This is a genomic window from Streptomyces sp. NPDC018019 (genome assembly GCF_044327805.1).
Taxonomy (GTDB): Bacteria; Actinomycetota; Actinomycetes; order Streptomycetales; family Streptomycetaceae; genus Streptomyces.
The window spans coordinates 288619-305941 of record NZ_JBIRGD010000004.1 but is presented as its reverse complement, the minus strand read 5'-3'; the positions used below and the strand labels follow the sequence as shown (position 1 = coordinate 305941).

15 protein-coding genes are annotated in these 17323 nt (G+C 71.5%); 3 read left to right on the top strand and 12 right to left on the bottom strand.

Annotated elements, in window-relative coordinates:
• Window positions 1–402: 402 nt before the first annotated feature.
• The 9 genes from ACH4FX_RS09685 to ACH4FX_RS09645 form a co-directional block, all read right to left on the bottom strand.
• Window positions 403–1392 carry a glutamate ABC transporter substrate-binding protein gene (locus ACH4FX_RS09685; protein WP_398476904.1) on the bottom strand — a complete coding sequence of 330 codons (990 nt, stop codon included), beginning with the start codon at window positions 1390–1392 and terminating at the stop codon, window positions 403–405.
• Between the two features lie 23 nt (window positions 1393–1415).
• Window positions 1416–2969, bottom strand: a complete 1554-nt coding sequence (locus tag ACH4FX_RS09680) for a hypothetical protein (protein WP_398476902.1) — start codon at window positions 2967–2969, stop codon at window positions 1416–1418.
• Window positions 2970–3512: 543 nt separating this feature from the next.
• On the bottom strand, window positions 3513–4538 hold the full coding sequence (locus ACH4FX_RS09675; protein WP_398477058.1) for an N-acetylglucosamine kinase: 1026 nt from the start codon (window positions 4536–4538) through the stop codon (window positions 3513–3515).
• Between the two features lie 41 nt (window positions 4539–4579).
• Window positions 4580–5911 (bottom strand): 6-phospho-beta-glucosidase, encoded by a 1332-nt coding sequence (locus ACH4FX_RS09670; protein WP_398476900.1) that lies wholly within the window; start codon window positions 5909–5911, stop codon window positions 4580–4582.
• An 8-nt stretch (window positions 5912–5919) separates the two neighbouring features.
• A complete protein-coding gene (locus ACH4FX_RS09665) occupies window positions 5920–6828 on the bottom strand; it encodes a carbohydrate ABC transporter permease (RefSeq protein WP_398476898.1) in 909 nt (302 codons plus the stop codon).
• A 6-nt stretch (window positions 6829–6834) separates the two neighbouring features.
• A complete protein-coding gene (locus tag ACH4FX_RS09660; RefSeq protein WP_398476896.1) occupies window positions 6835–7824 on the bottom strand; it encodes a carbohydrate ABC transporter permease in 990 nt (329 codons plus the stop codon).
• Between the two features lie 11 nt (window positions 7825–7835).
• A complete protein-coding gene (locus tag ACH4FX_RS09655; protein ID WP_398476894.1) occupies window positions 7836–9176 on the bottom strand; it encodes an ABC transporter substrate-binding protein in 1341 nt (446 codons plus the stop codon).
• Window positions 9177–9567: 391 nt separating this feature from the next.
• A complete protein-coding gene (locus tag ACH4FX_RS09650) occupies window positions 9568–10704 on the bottom strand; it encodes an ROK family transcriptional regulator (RefSeq protein ID WP_398476892.1) in 1137 nt (378 codons plus the stop codon).
• A gap of 132 nt (window positions 10705–10836) precedes the next feature.
• Window positions 10837–11268, bottom strand: a complete 432-nt coding sequence (locus ACH4FX_RS09645; protein WP_398476890.1) for an ATP-binding protein — start codon at window positions 11266–11268, stop codon at window positions 10837–10839.
• 153 nt (window positions 11269–11421) lie between these two features.
• On the opposite strand from ACH4FX_RS09645, the gene ACH4FX_RS09640 reads away from it, so the two are divergent.
• The 3 genes from ACH4FX_RS09640 to ACH4FX_RS09630 are packed head-to-tail and all read left to right on the top strand — an operon-like array spanning window position 11422 to window position 13059.
• A complete protein-coding gene (locus ACH4FX_RS09640; protein ID WP_398476888.1) occupies window positions 11422–12309 on the top strand; it encodes a helix-turn-helix domain-containing protein in 888 nt (295 codons plus the stop codon).
• On the top strand, window positions 12306–12503 hold the full coding sequence (locus tag ACH4FX_RS09635) for a DUF397 domain-containing protein (protein WP_398476886.1): 198 nt from the start codon (window positions 12306–12308) through the stop codon (window positions 12501–12503). Before ACH4FX_RS09640 ends, ACH4FX_RS09635 begins: the two co-directional genes overlap by 4 nt.
• A gap of 52 nt (window positions 12504–12555) precedes the next feature.
• A complete protein-coding gene (locus ACH4FX_RS09630) occupies window positions 12556–13059 on the top strand; it encodes a GNAT family N-acetyltransferase (RefSeq protein ID WP_398476884.1) in 504 nt (167 codons plus the stop codon).
• A 232-nt stretch (window positions 13060–13291) separates the two neighbouring features.
• Here ACH4FX_RS09630 and ACH4FX_RS09625 read toward each other — a convergent pair whose 3' ends face one another.
• Genes ACH4FX_RS09625 through ACH4FX_RS09615 form a run of 3 tightly spaced genes read right to left on the bottom strand, consistent with a single transcriptional unit; the run spans window position 13292 to window position 17129 of the window.
• On the bottom strand, window positions 13292–15586 hold the full coding sequence (locus ACH4FX_RS09625; protein WP_398476882.1) for a molybdopterin cofactor-binding domain-containing protein: 2295 nt from the start codon (window positions 15584–15586) through the stop codon (window positions 13292–13294).
• Window positions 15583–16614, bottom strand: a complete 1032-nt coding sequence (locus tag ACH4FX_RS09620) for an FAD binding domain-containing protein (protein ID WP_398476880.1) — start codon at window positions 16612–16614, stop codon at window positions 15583–15585. The genes ACH4FX_RS09625 and ACH4FX_RS09620 overlap by 4 nt, the downstream gene beginning before the upstream one ends.
• Complete coding sequence (locus ACH4FX_RS09615; RefSeq protein ID WP_398477056.1) at window positions 16611–17129, bottom strand: (2Fe-2S)-binding protein; 519 nt, start codon at window positions 17127–17129, stop codon at window positions 16611–16613. The genes ACH4FX_RS09620 and ACH4FX_RS09615 overlap by 4 nt, the downstream gene beginning before the upstream one ends.
• Window positions 17130–17323 lie beyond the last annotated feature (194 nt).

The following is a 17323-nucleotide window of genomic DNA, read 5'->3' as shown; positions in this document are numbered from 1 at the left end:
CGGCTCCGACGGTGCCGCGGTGTTCCGGTGCGGCCCCCGATGGTGCCGCGGTGGTGCGGTACGGCTCCGACGACGCCGCGGTGCTGCGGTGGTACGACCCGACGGTGCCGCGGTGCGGTGGCGACGTACCGCGGTATCGCAGCCGTACAGCCGCCGGGCCGGTGCCGGGCCGAAGCCGGACCGATCCCGCCCCGTCGCCGTCCCCCGGCGCCGCCTGTCCTCCCTCCCGTCCTCTCCTCCCCTCCTCTTCTCCCTCTCCCGGTCCCGCGCCCGCGGGCTCCTTCCATGGTGACTCCACCGGCGGGCGAACGCCGGTCCACGGCGGGCCGCCCGGCTCCGCCACCGGCCGGCCGGTCCCGCCACGCGCCGCCCGTACGCGGCGCATCGCCCGGCCCCGCACGGTCAGTCGCTGTACTGGGGCTCGGGCGCCTTGGATATGCCGGGCAGGTCCGCCTGCAACCACTTCCGGTAGGCGGCCATCCAGCGGCTCTCACCGCCGCCGTCGCGGTAGTCCTCCAGCACCTGGTTGACCCGGCGCACCAGGTCGGTGTCGGCGCGGTTGACCGCGACGCCGTACGGCTCGTCGGTGAACGGCTTCCCCTTCAGCTGCACCGTCGGGTCCTGCGCGGCCTGCGCGGCGGCCAGCGCGTTGTCCGTCACCACCGCGTCGGCCTCACCGAGCTGGAGCCGCACCAGGCAGTCGAGCTGGTTCGGCACGGTCACGACCCGGGCGCCGTGCCGCTCCTCGGCCAGCCGGGCCTCGCCCGTGGAACCGGCCGCCGTACAGACCCGCTTGCCCCGCAGCGAGTCGTCGAAGGCTCTGATCGGCGAGTCCTTGGGCGCCAGCACCTGCTGGCCGCCCTGGAAGTACGCGGTCGAGAAGGCGACCTGCCGCTTGCGGGCGCAGTTGATCGTCATGGTCCGTACGACCAGGTCGACGGTGCGCTTCTGGAGGGCGGGGATGCGCTGGCTGGTCGGGATCGCCCGGAACGTGATCTTCGGGTCGGGGCCGAGGATGTCCTCGGCGATCGCCCGCACCAGGTCGATGTCGAAGCCCTCCAGGTCGCCGGTGGCCGGATTGCGGTAGCCCCAGCGGTACGTGTTCTGGTCGACGCCGACGATCAGCCGCCCCCGGGCCTTGATCCGTTCCACCGCCGGGCCGTCCTCCGGGGAGGGCCGCAGGCTCGCGGCGGCGTTGGCGGGCGTGCAGTCCGCCGCCGCGGCGTCGGCCCGCGCGCTGCCCGTCCCGTACGGCGCGGGGCGGGGCACCGGGCTGTCGCCGCCCAGGACCGGGACGAGCACCGCGGCCGTCGCCGCCATCACGCACACACCGGCCGCCACCGGGGCCAGCGCGGCCCGCAGGTTCCGCAGACCCCTCGCGCGCATCGTCATGTCGCCATCACCAGGCCGCCCCATCACCGGTACTCCGAAAGCCTGCGCCCGATGCCCAGCACCGCGCCCGTCGCGCCCAGGAGGGCCAGCACCACGGCGCCCGTCACCAGCCCGTCCAGGGCCCCGCGCCCGTCGTCGGCCGCCCGCCGGAGCTGCCGCTGCTCGTGGTCCAGCGCCTTGGCCAGCTGCGTGTCCACCCGGTCGAAGGACTGCCCGGTCGCCGCGCCGCCGCCGATCACCTTGGCCAGCGCCAGGTCGTAGTCGCCCTGGTCGTCGGCGGTGCGGGCCTCGGCGTGCCGTGCCTGCCACTGCCGTACGGTCGCGACCGCCTCCTCCACCGGGCGCCGGCCCGCGTCGTCGTCCGCGAGCGTCAGCGCCGTGCCCAGCCTGCTGTCCGCCGCCGCGGCGCCGCTGTGACCCGCGCCCGCCAGGTCCTTCATGCCGGTGCGGTAGCCGGCCTCGTAGAAGTCCTGCTGGTCCTTGGTCACCACGGCACCGCGCGCGACCAGGGTCAGGTTCTCGTCGCCGCGGGCCTGGAGCGCGTCGATCCGGGCCTCGTTGAGGACGTTCAGCGACTTGGCGCCGCTCTCGTACGACGTGTTCAGGCCCGAGCGGGCGACGGAGTGGCCGACCGCCAGCCACAGCAGGACGACGGCCGAGGCGGTCGTCGCCGCGAGCAGGCCGTAGTTGAACACCCGGTTCGTCCGGCGGTAGTTGCGGCGCTGGGCCCAGGCCAGGGCGCCGAGCGCCAGCACTCCGGCGGAGAGCGCCAGCCAGGGCCACGCCTTCGCGGCGTCGTAGTCCTCGCCGAGCCGCGCCGTCTCGGCGACGTACAACCCGCGCGCCGCCGGGAGGAGTTCGTCGCGCATCTGCGCGTTGGCATAGCGCAGGTAGGCGCCGCCGAGGGGGAGTCCCTGCCGGTTGTTGGTGCGGGCCGTCTCGATCAGGCCCGTGTACCGGGGGAGGAGGCTGTTGAGCGTCGCTATCTGGCGGGCCGCGGTGTCCGAACCACGGGTGTTCGACGAGGCTTTGGCCAGCAGTCGGGCGGCCATCGCGATGTCGTCCTCGTAGCGGTCGCGGGTGGCCTGGGTCTCCTTGCCGCCCGCCAGGAAGCCGCTCGCGGCGGTGGTGTCGGCGTCGGCGAGGGAGCGGTAGATGTCCGCGGCGTCCGCGCTCAGCGGCTGGCTGCGCTCGACCACGTCGCGCGCGGCGGTGGCCCGGTCGGTGACCTGCCAGGCCGTCGCGGCACCGAACGCCATCACGAGGAAGGCCAGTACGGCGCCGATGATCCGCAGCCGGCCGGGCTCGGTCGTGGCGGCGGCCCGCAACTGGTCCACGCCGTCGGCCCATGCCGTACGCCGCCGGGCGACGCCGGAACCCGTACCCGCAGCGGAGCCCGTACCTGAGAATGCTCCCGCGCCCGAAGCGGGGCCCGCACCGGAAGAAGGGCCCGCGCCCGAAGAGAGACCGGAAACGGCCGGGGAGCCGGCTCCCGCGAACGTGCCCGCGCCGGAGGAGGTGCCGGGGGCGGCGGCGCGGCCGGGCGGCGGCACAGCGCCGGTCTGCGGGTTGGACACGGAACCTCCCCCTGGTCGCGGACGGCGGCCCCGGACCCGTGCGGCGGGCGCACGGGAACAGATGCACGGCCAGCAGTCAGTATGGCCGCAGGGACTGACAACCACACCGTTCTTGCCTGGATCATGTGCGGATCGGGCCCCGCCGAATCCTTCCGCCCGGCGGGTATCCGTGTTCCCCCACCCTCCAACACGCGCGGCCCGCCGGGCACGGTTCCCGAAGAGGCCCCAAAAGCGCACGGGTGTACGGGATTCGACAGGATTCCGGCATCCGGCGGGAGGTCGGACGGAGGTCCTGGCAGAAAACCGTGGCGGCAGGCCCGGCCGGTTCCCGGAGGAACGGTTCCGGCCGGGGAAACGATCCGGCCGGTGGCACCTCTGCTGGCCACAACGATCTGGCCGGGGGAAGGGAGCCCGCGTCGGGGAACGGAGCCCGCCCGGCCGGCGAGACCGCACCGGCCGGAGAGGGGCCGTTCCGGCCGAGGAGGACCACCCCCGCCGGGGCAGGACCATCCAGCCGGGCAGCACCACTCCGGCCGACGATCCCTACCTCCCCCGGACGAACTCCCTCCGCAACCGTTCGTACGCTTCCGGGCCCGCCCCGGCCCGGTCCAGTGCGTGCAGGGCCGCGCCGAGCACCGGCGGTTCCGTGACCACGCGCGGCTCCGCCTTCGGGGCGCGTTCCGACAGCAGGCGGAGCAGCTCGTCGTACAGCAGCGGGGGCCGGGCGGCCAGTACGCCGCCGCCCAGGACCAGCGGCGTCGGCTCGTCCAGCAGGCCCAGCCGCTCCAGTGCCACCGACGCCAGCAGCGCGATCTCCTCCGCCTGCCGGTGCACCAGGGCCCGCGCCACCGCGTCCCCGGACGCGGCCACCGCGAACAGCAGCGGCGTCAGCCCGTAACGCCGCTCCCGCGGGATGCGCCCCAGGTGGAGCGCCTCGATCAGCTCCGGCATGGTGGCCAGCCCGAAGTGGGCCGGCACCTCGCGGGCCAGCGCGCTCGGTTCGCCGCGCCCGTCGTCGGCCCGCGCCGCCCACCACAGAGCCTCTTCGGCCAGGTGCCCGCCGCCGCCCCAGTCACCGGAGATCCGCCCGACGGACGGGAACCGGGCGGTACGGCCGTCGTGCCCCAGGCCCGCGCAGTTGATGCCGGCGCCGCACACCACCGCGACGCCGACCGGTTCGCCGGCGTCCGGCAGCCCGGCACGCAGCAGCGCGAAGGTGTCGTTGGCGACGGTGACCGTACGGGCCCAGCCGTACGAGGTGATCTCCGCGGCCAGCTCCGCCTCCTCGGTGGGCAGATCGGCGTTGGCCAGGTAGGCGGACACCTGGTCCAACGGGCCGGTCACGCCGGCCCGTTCCCGTACCGCGTCCACCAGCGCCGCCAGGTCGCCGACCGCCCGCGCGACACCGGCCACGGGCGGCTGGAAACCGCCGCCGCGGGCCGTCGCGAGCACCGACCCGTCCGTGCCGACCAGCGCCACGTCGGTCTTGCTGTTGCCCGCGTCGACGGCCAGCGCCAGCCCTTCGGCCCCCGGCCCCGCCGCGGCGGGACCGGCTTCCCCGTACGGCACCCCGCCGTGCCCAGGCACCGCCCCGCCCCCCTCGCCTCCGCTCACACCCACGTGAGGTGCTCCCGGTTGTGCGCGATCAGATCGTCGGTCAGCCGGTCCGCGTACGCGATCTGGCCGATGAGCGGGTGGGCGAGCAGGGCCTCGAAGACCCGGTTCCGGCCGCCTTTCAGGGCCGCCTCCAGCGCCAGGTGCTCGTACGCGGTGACGTTGGCGATCAGCCCCGAGTACAGCGGTTCCAGCGGCCGTACGGGCAGTGGCTTCGCCCCGCCGGCGCCCACCGTCGCCGGCACCTCGATCACCGCGTCGTCGGGCAGGAACGGCAGCGTGCCGTTGTTGAGCGTGTTGACGATCTGCACGTCACCGGTCTCGCCCAGCAGCGCCGAGGTCAGCGCCACCGCCGCCTCCGAGTAGAACGCGCCGCCCCGCTTGGCCAGCAGCTCCGGCTTCTCGTCCAGCGACGGGTCGCCGTACATCTCCAGCAGCTGCTTCTCGATGGCCGCCACCTCCGCCGCCCGCGACGGCTTGCTGCGCAGCTCCCGCACCACCTCGTCGTGCTGGTAGTAGTAGCGCAGGTAGTACGACGGTACGACGCCGAGGCGGTCCACGAGGGAGCGCGGCATGTGCAGGTCCTCGGCGATGGCCGCGCCGTGCTCGGCGATCAGCCGGGGCAGCACGTCCTCGCCGTCCACCCGTACGGCCCGCTCCCACGTCAGGTGGTTCAGCCCGACGTGCTCCAGCTCCACCCGCTCCGGCGCGATGCCGAGCAGCCGCGCGAACTTCCGCTGGAAGCCGATGGCCACGTTGCACAGGCCGACGGCCTTGTGGCCGTGCGAGAGCAGCGCGCGGGTGACGATGCCGACGGGGTTGGTGAAGTCCACGATCCACGCGTCGGGGTTGCGGCGGCGGATGCGCTCGGCGATGTCCAGGACGACCGGGACGGTGCGCAGCGCCTTGGCCAGCCCGCCCGCGCCGGTCGTCTCCTGCCCGACGCAGCCGCACTCCAGGGGCCAGGTCTCGTCCTGGTTGCGGGCCGCCTGCCCGCCGACGCGCAGCTGGAGCAGCACCGCGTCCGCGCCGTCCACACCGGCGTCCACGTCGGAGGTCCAGGAGATCCGGCCCGGGTGATCCTGCCGGGCGAAGATCCGCCGGGCCAGGCCGCCGACCAGCTCCAGCCGGTCGGCCGCCGGGTCGATCAGGACCAGCTCCGCCAGCGGCAGCGCGTCCCGCAGCCGGGCGAAGCCGTCGATGAGTTCGGGGGTGTAGGTCGAGCCTCCGCCGACCACGGCGATCTTGAGGTGGGGGCGCGGGGGCGTTCCCCCGGACGGAGGCGTTCCCTGGGGAAGCGGGGGCGTTCCCCCGGCGGACGACAGCATGAGATCGATCAGCCCTTCACTCCGGTGAGCGTGACGCCTTCGACGAAGGCCTTCTGTGCGAAGAAGAAGACGATGATGACCGGCGCCATGACGAGCAGCGTCGCGGCCATGGTCAGGTTCCAGTTGACGTTGTGCGCGCTCTTGAACGATTCGAGTCCGTAACTCAGCGTCCAGGCAGCGGGATTCTGCGCGGCGTAGATCTGCGGCCCGAAGTAGTCGTTCCAGCAATAGAAGAACTGGAACAGCGCGACGGCCGCGATGCCCGGCTTCGCCATCGGCACGATGACGCGCAGCAGTGTACGGACCTCGCCGCAGCCGTCCACCTTCGCCGACTCGATGTATTCCTGCGGAATGGTGAGCAGGAACTGCCGCAGCAGGAAGATGGAGTACGCGTCGCCGAAGGCCATCGGGATGATGAGCGGCCAGAGCGAGCCGGACAGGTGCAGCTGCTGCGCCCAGACCAGGTACATGGGAATCACGATGACCTGCGGCGGCAGCATCATCGTCGAGATCACCAGGAGCATGGCGGTACGCCGGCCCCGGAAACGGAACTTGGCGAGGGCGTACGCCACCGGTATCGCCGAGCAGACGGTGAACAGCGTGCCCAGCCCCGCGTACAGCAGCGAGTTGCGCCACCAGTCCAGGAAACCCGGTGTCCGGAAAACCGTCGCGTAATTCGACCAGTTCCATTCGTGCGGCCACAGTTCGCCGCTCATCGCCTGGTCGTCGTTCATGACGGAGGTCAGGAAGACGAACACGAACGGCAGGACGAAGAACAGCGCGGCGGCGATGGCGACGGAGTGCACCGCTGTCCAGTGCAGCAGCCGCTTGCGGCGGGCGCGGGCCGCCGCGGGCCCCCGGTCGGTGGAGCCGGTGCGGGCCGGCGCGCGGCCCGCCCTCAGGAACGTCGTGGTCATGTCGGTTCAGTCCTCCGCCGGGAGCAGGCCGGCGCGCTTGCGCATCAGCAGGGTGGTGACGGCCATGGCGATCACGAAGAGCACGAGCGAGAGCACGCACGCCGCGCCCGTGTTGAAGTTCTGGAAGCCGAGCGAGTAGACGAGCTGCGGCACCGTGAGGGTGGAGTGGTCCGGGTAACCGGGCTGGATCACCGAGCCGGGGCCGATGTTCACACCGGAGGCCAGCTTCCCGGCGACCAGCGCCTGCGTGTAGTACTGCATGGTCTGCACCACCCCGGTGACCACCGCGAACAGCACGATCGGCGTGATCGACGGCCAGGTCACGTACCGGAACCTCGCCCAGGCGCCCGCCCCGTCCAGCTCGGCCGCCTCGTACTGCTCCTTCGGCACGTCCAGCAGCGCCGCCATGAAGATCACCATCAGGTCGCCGATGCCCCACAGGGACAGCAGGACCAGCGACGGCTTCGCCCAGGACGGATCGCTGAACCAGCCGGGCGCAGGGATGCCGGCCGCCTCCAGGATCGCGTTGACCGGCCCGGTGCCGGGGTTGAGCAGGAAGACGAACGCGACCGTCGCGGCGACCGGCGGCGCGAGATACGGCAGGTAGAAGGCGGTACGGAAGAAGCCGACCCCCGACTTGATCTTCGTGACGAGCAGGCCGATGCCCAGCCCGAAGACCACCCGCAGCGCGACCATCACCACGACCAGCCACAGCGTGTTCCACAGCGCGGGCCCGAAGAGCGGCATCTGCGTGAAGACGTATTTCCAGTTCCGCAGCCCGACGAAGGACGGCTGCTGGATCTGGTTGTAGTGCACGAACGAGAAATAGACGGTGGCCAGGAGCGGATAGCCGAAGAAGACGCTGAAACCGACCAGCCAGGGGGAGAGGAAACCGAGGGTGCGCAGCTGCTGCCGGGTGTGCTTACGGCGCAGCGCGGGAGCGTTCGGGCGCGGCGCGGTGGCCGCCGGACGTTCGGGGGATTCGACCAGGGACATGGCAGGCTCCGTCAGTTCACGGACTGAAGATTGTCGGCGTCTATCTGGGCATCGAGCTCACGCAGCCCCTTGTCGAGATCCGGCACCTTCCCGGCCTCGACGTCGTACGAGAAGTCCTGGAGCGCCGTCACGTACTGCCCGCCGTTGATGGACGGCGGCATGGCCTGACTGTGCGGGTTCCGCGCGATGTCGAGGAATGTACGGAACGACGGATCGGCGTCCAGTTTCGGCGACTTGAGCGCCGAAAACGTCGACGGCACATTGTGGATGGCGTTGGCGAACCGCACCACCTGGTCCGTGTCCACCGTCAGGAACCTCACCAGTTCCCACGCCGCGTTCTGGTGCTTGCTGCCGTGCGCTATGCCCGCGACCGTGCCGGTCAGATAGCCGCGCCCGTACGTGTCCGCCTGGTCGTCCGGCACCGGCAGCGGCGCCGTACCCCAGTCGAAACCCGCCTTGCCCTCCTTCAGCATCAGCCCACGCCATTCGCCGTCCAGATGCATCGCCGCCTTCTGCGTCATGAAGGAACTCTGCGACGACATCTCGTCACCGAACGTCGCACGGAACTTCTCCAGCGCGGCATAACCGCCCTGCGCGTCCAGCAGCTCCCGCTGCGTGGCGAAGAACTGCTTGCTGCGCGGGTCCTTCGCCAGCCGCGCCTTCCCCCGCGCGTCGAAATACTTCGGGCCCCACTGCGCGAAGAGCCGGTCCGGACTGTTCTGGTACAGCCGGAAGTTGGGTACGAACCCGGCGCGCTCGTACGACCCGTCCGGCTTCCGCTTCGTGAGCTTGGCCGCGTCCCGCTTGAACTCGGACATGGTCCGCGGCGGCCGTTCGATACCGGCCTCCTTGAACGCGTCCTTGTTGTAGTACAGCCCGTACGCGTCCGCGAGCAGCGGCAAGGCGCACTGCGTGCCCCGGTAGCTCGTGTAATCGAGCAGCGTCTTGGGGAAGACCTTCTCCTTTTCGACCCCCGTCTTCTTCATGAAGGGGTCGAGATCCACCCACATGCCGGACGAGCAGTACTGCCCCACATTGTTGGTGGTGAACGACGACACGACATCCGGCGCGTCGTCCCCGCCGGCCCGCAGCGCCTGGTTCGCGGTCTCGTCGCTGACGTTGTTGACCGTCTCCACCGTGATGTTCGGATGCAGCTTCTCGAAACGGGCGATGCTGTCGTCGACCGCCTTCACCTCGGCCGGATTGGACCAGCCGTGCCAGAACTTCAGCGTGACGGGCTGGGTCGGGTCGTCGCGATCGCTGCCGACGCTCGGATTGGCACAGCCCGAAAGAATCAGACCGGCCCCGGCGAGCGCCGCTGACAGGCAGATGCGCATGCGCGGACGCGGCATGGCGAACTTCCTTTACGGCAGGGGTGATGACGGGGGAAATGGCAGGGGTGGTGACAGGGAAAGTGGGAGGGGGGACAGCAGGACGTGGCGCTGCTGACGCCGCGTACGCGGCATTGACCGCAGGTGGCGACGTGGACGGCGTGTCCGGCACGCGGGGAGCCCTTCGGGCTCGTGGTGCTTTTGGCCTTTCGGCGGAGGCGGCCGGTGAATAATCGGTCCGCGATGGGGCCGCTCGGCCGGGCTGGGGCTGGGCCGCTTAATCGGTACGCGACCGATCCGCTCGGACGGTCCGCGCTTGAGCCGCTCGGCCCGCCCAGGACTGGGCCGCTTGACCGGCCCGGGGTTGGGCCGCTGCCCCCGACCGCCTGCGGCGGACCACCCTCCCGTCCCATCACGCCGTGTCGAACACGGCGTTGCGCGCCTCGGCGAGTGCCGTTTGCAACGCGCCGGTGAGAATGGGATTCCCCTCGATATCGCTGATGTGCAACTCCGGCCGAGGCAGCGCCAGCCCGGTGAATTCTTCCTCGATCAGCACCCGCAGCGGCTCCCCGCCCGCCTGGGCGACCTCGCCGGAGAGCACCACCAGCCGCGGGTCCACGACGGCGACCACGGCCGCCAGCCCGGTCGCCAGGCGCCGCGCCACCTCGGCGCGTACCCGGTCGTCGGCCAGCGCCTCGTGGACCGTACGCACATCCGGCACGCCGTACTCCCGCGCCAGCTCCACCACGCTCGGCGAGCCGACCAGGCGCTGGAAGCCACCGCCGCCGTCCGGCCGGGCCGCGTCGCGGTCGCCGCCGCGGGCGAGCGGCGCGCCCGGCAGCGGCATGTAGCCGATTTCGCCGGCGCCGCCCGTGGCCCCGCGCAGCAACTGCCCGCCGAGCACGATGGCCGCGCCGACCCCTTCGTCGGCCCACACCAGCACAAAGTCGTCGAAGTCCTGCGCAGCACCGTCGTGCTGCTCGGCGACCGCCGCCAGGTTCACGTCGTTCTCGATCACGATCGGTACGCCCAGCACCCCGGCCAGCTCTTCCTTGAGGGCCCGCGAGTGCCAGCCGGGCAGGTGGGGGGCGTACCGCAGCACACCGGTCCGCGGGTCGAGCGCACCGGGTGTCCCGATCACCGCCCCGTGCAACCGGTCGCGCGTCAGCCCGGCCTTGGCCAGCGCCCCGTCCACGGCCGAGGCGACCAACTGGGCCGTCCGACGCGGCGCGTCCTCCTCCACGGCGTCCGTACCGACCCGCTCCTCACCGAGCACCCGCCCGGTGACATCGGCGACCGCGGCAGTGATCCCGCCCTGGTCGACGGCGAGCGCGGCCACGTGGGCGGCGTCCGGGTTCACCTCGTACAACTGGGCGTTCGGACCCGGCCGCCCGGTCACGTTGCCGGTCGTACGCACCAGCCCGGCCGCCTCCAGCCGCCCGAGCAGCTGCGACGCGGTGGGCTTGGACAGCCCGGTCAGCGCGCCGAGCTGCGTCCGCGTCAACGGCCCCTGCGCCACGAGCAGGTCGAGCGCGGCCCGGTCGTTCATGGCCCGCAACACCCGCGGCGTCCCAGGGGCCCCCTGCCCGCCCTGCCCTCCGGCCATGACGCCCGCCCCACCTCTCGCTGCGCGATCTGTTAGGAAAGTTTCCAATCGATGCACAGGAAAGTAAGCGCCCCGTCAGCACGCCGTCAATGGGTCTGGACCACTGAGTTTGAGCGTGACGCAGACGGTCTTGCCCGGGCCCGCTCGACCCGTCACCCACCAATCGTCGGCGAGCGCATCGACGAGCACCATGCCGCGTCCGTGTTCATCGAGCGGCTTGGGCGACCGCACGACGGGAGTGCCGTCACCGGCGTCCGACACCTCGACCTGCAATGTGCCGTCGTCCAGCGTGCACCGGACCTCGATCTGCCGCCCGGGCCCGGTGGCGGCGAAGACGGCATTGGCGGCCAGCTCGCCGACGAGTACTTCTCCGGTCTCCATGGTCGCGGGACTGATGCCCTGAGCGGCAGCCCAGTCCCGGAAGGCTGTACGTGCTCGGCCGGGGCTCCGTCGGCTTCGTGGGAAGCGGTGGGTGACGGAGGCAGGGCGGAGCGAACTCTCGATCATGCGAACCCCTCAGAGGGTACGAGGGCGGACCCTAAGCAGACTGCACCCATTCAATTACTCCAAGCAACGTTTCTTGCTGTCACGAAAGAGTGAAGTCGCGTTGCGGCCCTCATGGCGCCTTCGTCAAACTGGCCGTTCTCCAGGGGAGGTTGAATGTCCGTACGCAGTGCCACCGTTCAGCCGTCCACCGTTCTGGGCCGACAACTGGGCGACGAGCTGAGGCGGTACAGAGAAGCCGCCGGGTTGTCCACGTCGGTGGCAGCCGAAGCTCTCGACTGCACCAAGGCGAAGATCAGCCGGATCGAGAACGGCCGTGTTCCGGTCCGCGTACCCGACCTGATGGCTCTGCTGCAGACGTACGGGATCGGAGACGAAGCGGTCCTGGGGCGACTCACCACCCTGGCCCGCTCCGCGAACCGCCGGCGTCGGGAGGGCTGGTGGAACCAGTACGGGCCCGTGCTGGAGGACACGTACCGGGACTACATCGCTCTGGAGGCTGTATCCGAGAGCATCAGGACCTACCAGAGCCAGCTGATCCCGGGCCTGCTGCAAACACCCGCCTACGCGAGGGCCGTGACCGTGGCCTCGAAAGCCTGGAAGACGCCGGACGAGATCGAGCAGTTCGTCAAGGTGAGGGCTGCCCGCCAGGAACGGTTGACCGCTGAGCAGCCCTTGTCCGTCTGGGCTGTCATGGCGGAGGGTGCGCTGCATCAACGGGTGGGCGGCGCTGACGTGATGCGTTCGCAGCTGAAACACCTCATCGCCATGTCCGAGCTGGCAAACGTGACGGTGCAGATCCTCCCGTTCTCGCGTGGCGCGCATGGAGGTATGTTCGGCCCGTACTTGCTGCTGAGCTTTCCGCAGGTGTCGGCTCTGGACGTTGTACTCATGGAGCACCCCACCGGCCATATCTGGCTGGAGCAGGAGCCGGAGGTTGCGCGCTACCGTGATCTCTTCGATGACGCCCGTACGTCGGCTCTCTCGCCGGCGGAGTCCGTGGCCAGGATGGAACGCCTGATCTCCGAGGAGTACCGAGTATGAACGGCACAGGCGTCACGTGGCGCAAGAGCACCTACAGCGGCGGCCAAGGCGAATGCCTGGAGATGGCCACCGGCCTCCCGGCCCGCTCTCCCGTCCCCATACGCGACAGCAAACGCCCGGAGGGGCCGCACCTGCTGTTCCCCGCCCCGGCCTGGGCGCACTTCATCGCGTCGGTGAAGGCCGCTCGCGGCTAACGGCCGCTACTCCTGCCGTAGTTCGGGGCGGCGCGCGGGGAAGGGTAGGGGCATGTCTGCATACGAGACGATGGCGTTCCACCTTCAGACCGAGCGGTTGATACTGCGGCCGTGGGCCGAGTCGGACGCCGCTGACTTCTGCGCCCTTCTCTCCGAACGCGGCGACGGGACACCCACCGTTGAGCGCATCCGGACGTCCATCGCGGAGCTGCTCAGCGCAACGGAGACCACGGGGATCGCTCTGCTGCCCATCCAGCGCCGTGCTGAAGGCGACTTCATCGGCTATTGCGGGTTGATCATCGGCCGCTCCACCCTGGAGGAGCCCGAAATCGCGTATGAGCTATTCCAGCGCGCGCATGGGCTTGGTTACGCCACCGAGGCGGCCGGCGCGGTGCTTGACGCTGCTGTCGCGACTGGGCGGAAACGGCTCTGGGCGACCGTCGGCGCGTGGAACACACCGTCGTTCCGTGTCCTTGAGAAGCTCGGGTTCGAGCGGGATCACGTTTCCATGGAGGACAGTGGTGAAGTGGTGTGGCTCACCCGCTCGTTGCCGTGACACCGGCTCGCGCCCGGGTGTTTCCTGCTTACGTGATCGTGTGTGTTCAGGCAGAGCAGGCCGCCGGCCGTACGGCTTCGTCCGCCGCCTTGTTTCCGTTTCCGTCGCGCTCATCGGTCAGCCCCCGTGCTTCCCTCGCCCGTCACCGGTCCATCGTGCTGTGACCAGTGAACCGCACGGCACTGACAACCGATCTCGGTGAGGATGGCACCGCCCCGGTACGGAGTGCCGCCTACGTGCCGCCCCGCGCCCGGACCGGTCCCGGCCGCTCGCCTGACGCCATCCCGCCCAGCACCTTGTCCAACGTCACCGGTACCTCCCGCACCCGGACCCCCGTCGCATGCCGGACCGCGTTGACGACCGCTGCTGCCGTGCCCGTGATGCCGATCTCGCCGATGCCCTTGATGCCGAGGGGGTTGACGTACGGGTCGTCCTCGTCGATCCAGTGGGCCTCGATGTTCCGGACGTCCGCGTTGGCCGTGACATGGTAGTTGGCCAGGTCGTGGTTGACGAGGAGGCCGTAGCGCGGGTCGGTGACGGTTTCCTCGTGGAGGGCCATGGACAGGCCCATCGTCATGCCGCCGACCAGCTGGGAACGGGCGGTGCGCGGGTTGAGGATGCGGCCCGCCGCGAAGACGCCCAGGAGGCGCGGGACGCGGACCTCGCCGGTGTCGGCGTCCACCCGGACCTCGGCGAACTGCGCTCCGAAGGCGTGCATCGCGAAGCGTTCGGCGTGCGGGTTGCCGGGGGTCTCGGCCTGGGCGTGGTCGCCGGGTGCCGGGTCGTGTCCGTGACGTTTGCGGAACGCCCGCGCCGCCGCCACGATCGCCGAACCCCACATCGCCGTACCGGAGGAACCGCCCGCGACGGTCGCCCTGGGGAGGGCGGTGTCGCCGAGGCGCAGTTCGACGGCGTCGAGGGGGATGTCCAGCCGGTCCGCGGCGACCTGGGCCAGTACGGTCCAGGCGCCGGTGCCCAGGTCCGCGGCGCCGATGTCCACCTGGTACCGCCCGTCGCCCACGTACTGGACCGCGGCGACCGAGCCGGGCATGCGGTTGACCGGATAGGCGGACGAGGCGACGCCCGTACCGATCAGCCAGCGGCCGTCCCGCCGTACACCGGGGCGCGGGTCGCGGTCCTGCCAGCCGAACCGGCGGGCGCCTTCACTCAGGCACGCCACCAGGTTGCGGCTGGAGAACGGCTTGCCGGACTCCGGGTCCACCGGCGCGTCGTTGCGGATGCGCAGCTCGACCGGGTCCATGCCGAGGCGTTCGGCGAGTTCGTCCATGGCCACCTCGGGCCCGAACATTCCCGGGCACTCGCCGGGCGCCCGCATCCAGGACGGCACCGGCACGTCGAGCGCGGCCAGCCGGTGGGTGGTCCGCCGGTGTTCCGCCGCGTACATCACGCGTGTCGGATTGGCGGACTGTTCCGCGTACTCCTTGATGCGCGAGGTCTGCTCGACGGCGTCCATGCCGATGCCGGTCAGCCGCCCGTCGGCACCGGCCGCGAGCCGTACCCGCTGGTACGTCGGGGTGCGATAGCCCACAAGGGTGAACATCTGCTGCCGGGTCAACGCGAACTTGACCGCGCGTCCGGGCAGCGCACGGGCCGCCAGCGCCGCGAGTACGGCGTGGGCGTGCGGTTCGCCCTTCGAGCCGAAGCCGCCGCCGACGTACGGGCAGATCATGTGGACCCGGCCGCGGTCGATGCCGAACACCTTCGCCAGTGTGTCGCGGTGCCCGTGCACGCTCTGGCTGGAGTCGTACAGCGTCAGCTCGTCGCCCTGCCACACGGCGATCGTCGCGTGCGGCTCCATCGGGTGGCAGTGGGTCATCGCCGTCACGTACGTCTCGTCCAGCGCCACCCCGTCGGGGTCCGCCGCGGCCCTCTCCATGGCGGCGTCCAGATCTCCCAGCACGCTGTCCGTGTCGGCACCGCCGTTGGCCGACTCCGGCCGGTACAGCTCGCTCTCGCCCGGTTTCAGTTCGGATTCGTGCGGTTCGGTGGCGTACGAGACCCGTACGAGCGAGGCCGCGTGCCGGGCCGTCTCCGGCGTCTCGGCAACCACAGCAGCCACGACCTGCCCCCGGAACGCCACCTCGGGGCCCTGGAGGATCGCCAGCTCCGCGTCCTCCGTGGACGCCAGCCGCTCGGCGTTCTCGTGCGTCAGTACGGTGAGGACGCCGTCCTCCTGGCGCGCGGCCCCGGTGTCGACGGCCGTGACGCGGCCACGGGGGATGGAGGACAGCACGGCGTGCGCGTAGCAGGGACGTTCCACCGGGTGCTCGAAGGCGTACGGGGCCCGGCCGGCCACCTTGGCCCGGGCGTCCGCGCGCTCCACGTCCGCGCCGACGACGCGCGGGTGGGCCGGGGCGCCGGCCGGGCCGTTTCCGGTCGGGCCGTCCGGGGCCGGATCGTTTCCGACCGGATCGTTCCTGACCGGTCCGTTCCCGGCCGGACCGTTCCCGGGCAGGCTCCCGCTCCGGCTCCCGCTTCCGGCGCGGCTCTCGGGCGTGCTCGTCATCGTGCGTCCTCCAGGCTGCCCGGCGTCTCCCTGCCCGGCGTCTCCGGTACGAGGTCGCGGACGACGGCGACCAGCGTGTTCTGGAGCAGCGGGACCTTGAACGCGTTGTCCCGCAGCGGATGCGCGTCGGCCGTCTCGGCGTCCGCCGCCGTACGGCAGCTCTCCTCGGTGGCCGGCCGCCCGCGCAGGGCCTGCTCGGCGCGCTCGGCCCGCCACGGCTTGTGCGCGACCCCGCCCAGCGCGATCCGGGCCTCCCGCACGGTGCGCCCGTCGTCCTCCAGGTCCAGCGCCACCGCCACGGAGACCAGCGCGAAGGCGTACGAGGCGCGGTCGCGCACCTTGCGGTAGCGGGAGCGGGCCGCGTACGGCAGGGGCGGCAGCTCGACGGCGGTGATCAGCTCGCCGTGCCGCAGGACCGTGTCCCGGTGGGGCGCGTCGCCGGGCAGCCGGTGGAAGTCGGTGACCGGGACGCGGCGCTCGCCGTCCGGGCCCAGGGTCACGACCACGGCGTCCAGGGCGGCCATCGCCACGGCCATGTCGGAGGGGTGCACGGCCACGCAGTGCGAGGAGGCCCCGAGGATGGCGTGGTAGCGGGTCCACCCCTCCAGGGCGGCGCATCCGGAGCCGGGCTCGCGCTTGTTGCAGGGGGTGCTGGAGTCCTGGAAGTAGGCGCACCGGGTGCGTTGGAGGAGGTTGCCGCCGGTGGTGGCGAGGTTGCGCAGCTGCCCGGACGCGCCGGACAGCAGGGCCTGGGAGAGCACCGGGTAGCGCGACCGTACGGCGGGGTGCGCGGCCAGATCGGCGTTGCGGACGTTCGCCCCCACGCGGAGCCCGCCGCCGTCCAGCTCCTCCACCTGGTCCAAGGGGAGGCGGCTGACGTCGACCAGCAGGTCGGGAGAGGTGATGCCGAGCTTCAGGTGGTCGACGAGGTTGGTGCCGGCGCCGAGGAACGCGGCCCCGGGGTGCGCCGCGACGGTGGCGACGGCCCCAGCGGCGTCCACGGCCCGCTCGTACCGGAACGGCTTCACCGGTCCGCCGCCTCGGCCGCGGCCGCGACGGCCGGAACGATGTTCACGTACGCGCCGCAGCGGCACAGATTGCCGCTCATCCGCTCGGCGATCTCCTCGTGGTCCAAGGAGATGCCGCCTTCCGCGCCCACCTCGGTGACCGCGCTCGGCCACCCCTGCGCCGCCTCCCGCAGCACGCCCACCGCGGAACACACCTGGCCCGGCGTGCAGTATCCGCACTGGAGCGCGTCGTACGCGACGAAGGCTTCCTGCACGGGGTGGAGTTCGCCGTCCCGCCCCAGCCCCTCGGCCGTGGTGATCTCCGACCCGTCGTACGCCACGGCCAGCGCCAGACAGGTCGTCGCCCGCCGCCCGTCGAGCAGTACGGTGCACGACCCGCACTGCCCGTGGTCGCACCCCTTCTTCGGACTGGTGATCCCCAGCCGCTCCCGCAACGCGTCCAGCACGGTGGTCCGCGTATCCACCGTCACCTCGTACTCCTGCCCGTCGACGCGCAGCTTGATCTCGGTCTCCATGCTCAGGCGAGTCACCCGGGAACGGGGTGGTAAACGACTGCATGTGGGTGACGGGGGAGAGGCGAGTCGGCGTCGGGGGGCCGGGAACCTGCCGAAGAAGTCGGCGCATTCCCCCCTTGAAGAACCGTTCATGCTGGTGACAACGTCCTCCGGACTGTTGACGGCGTGAACGGGTGTGCTCAACGGGGGGCGTG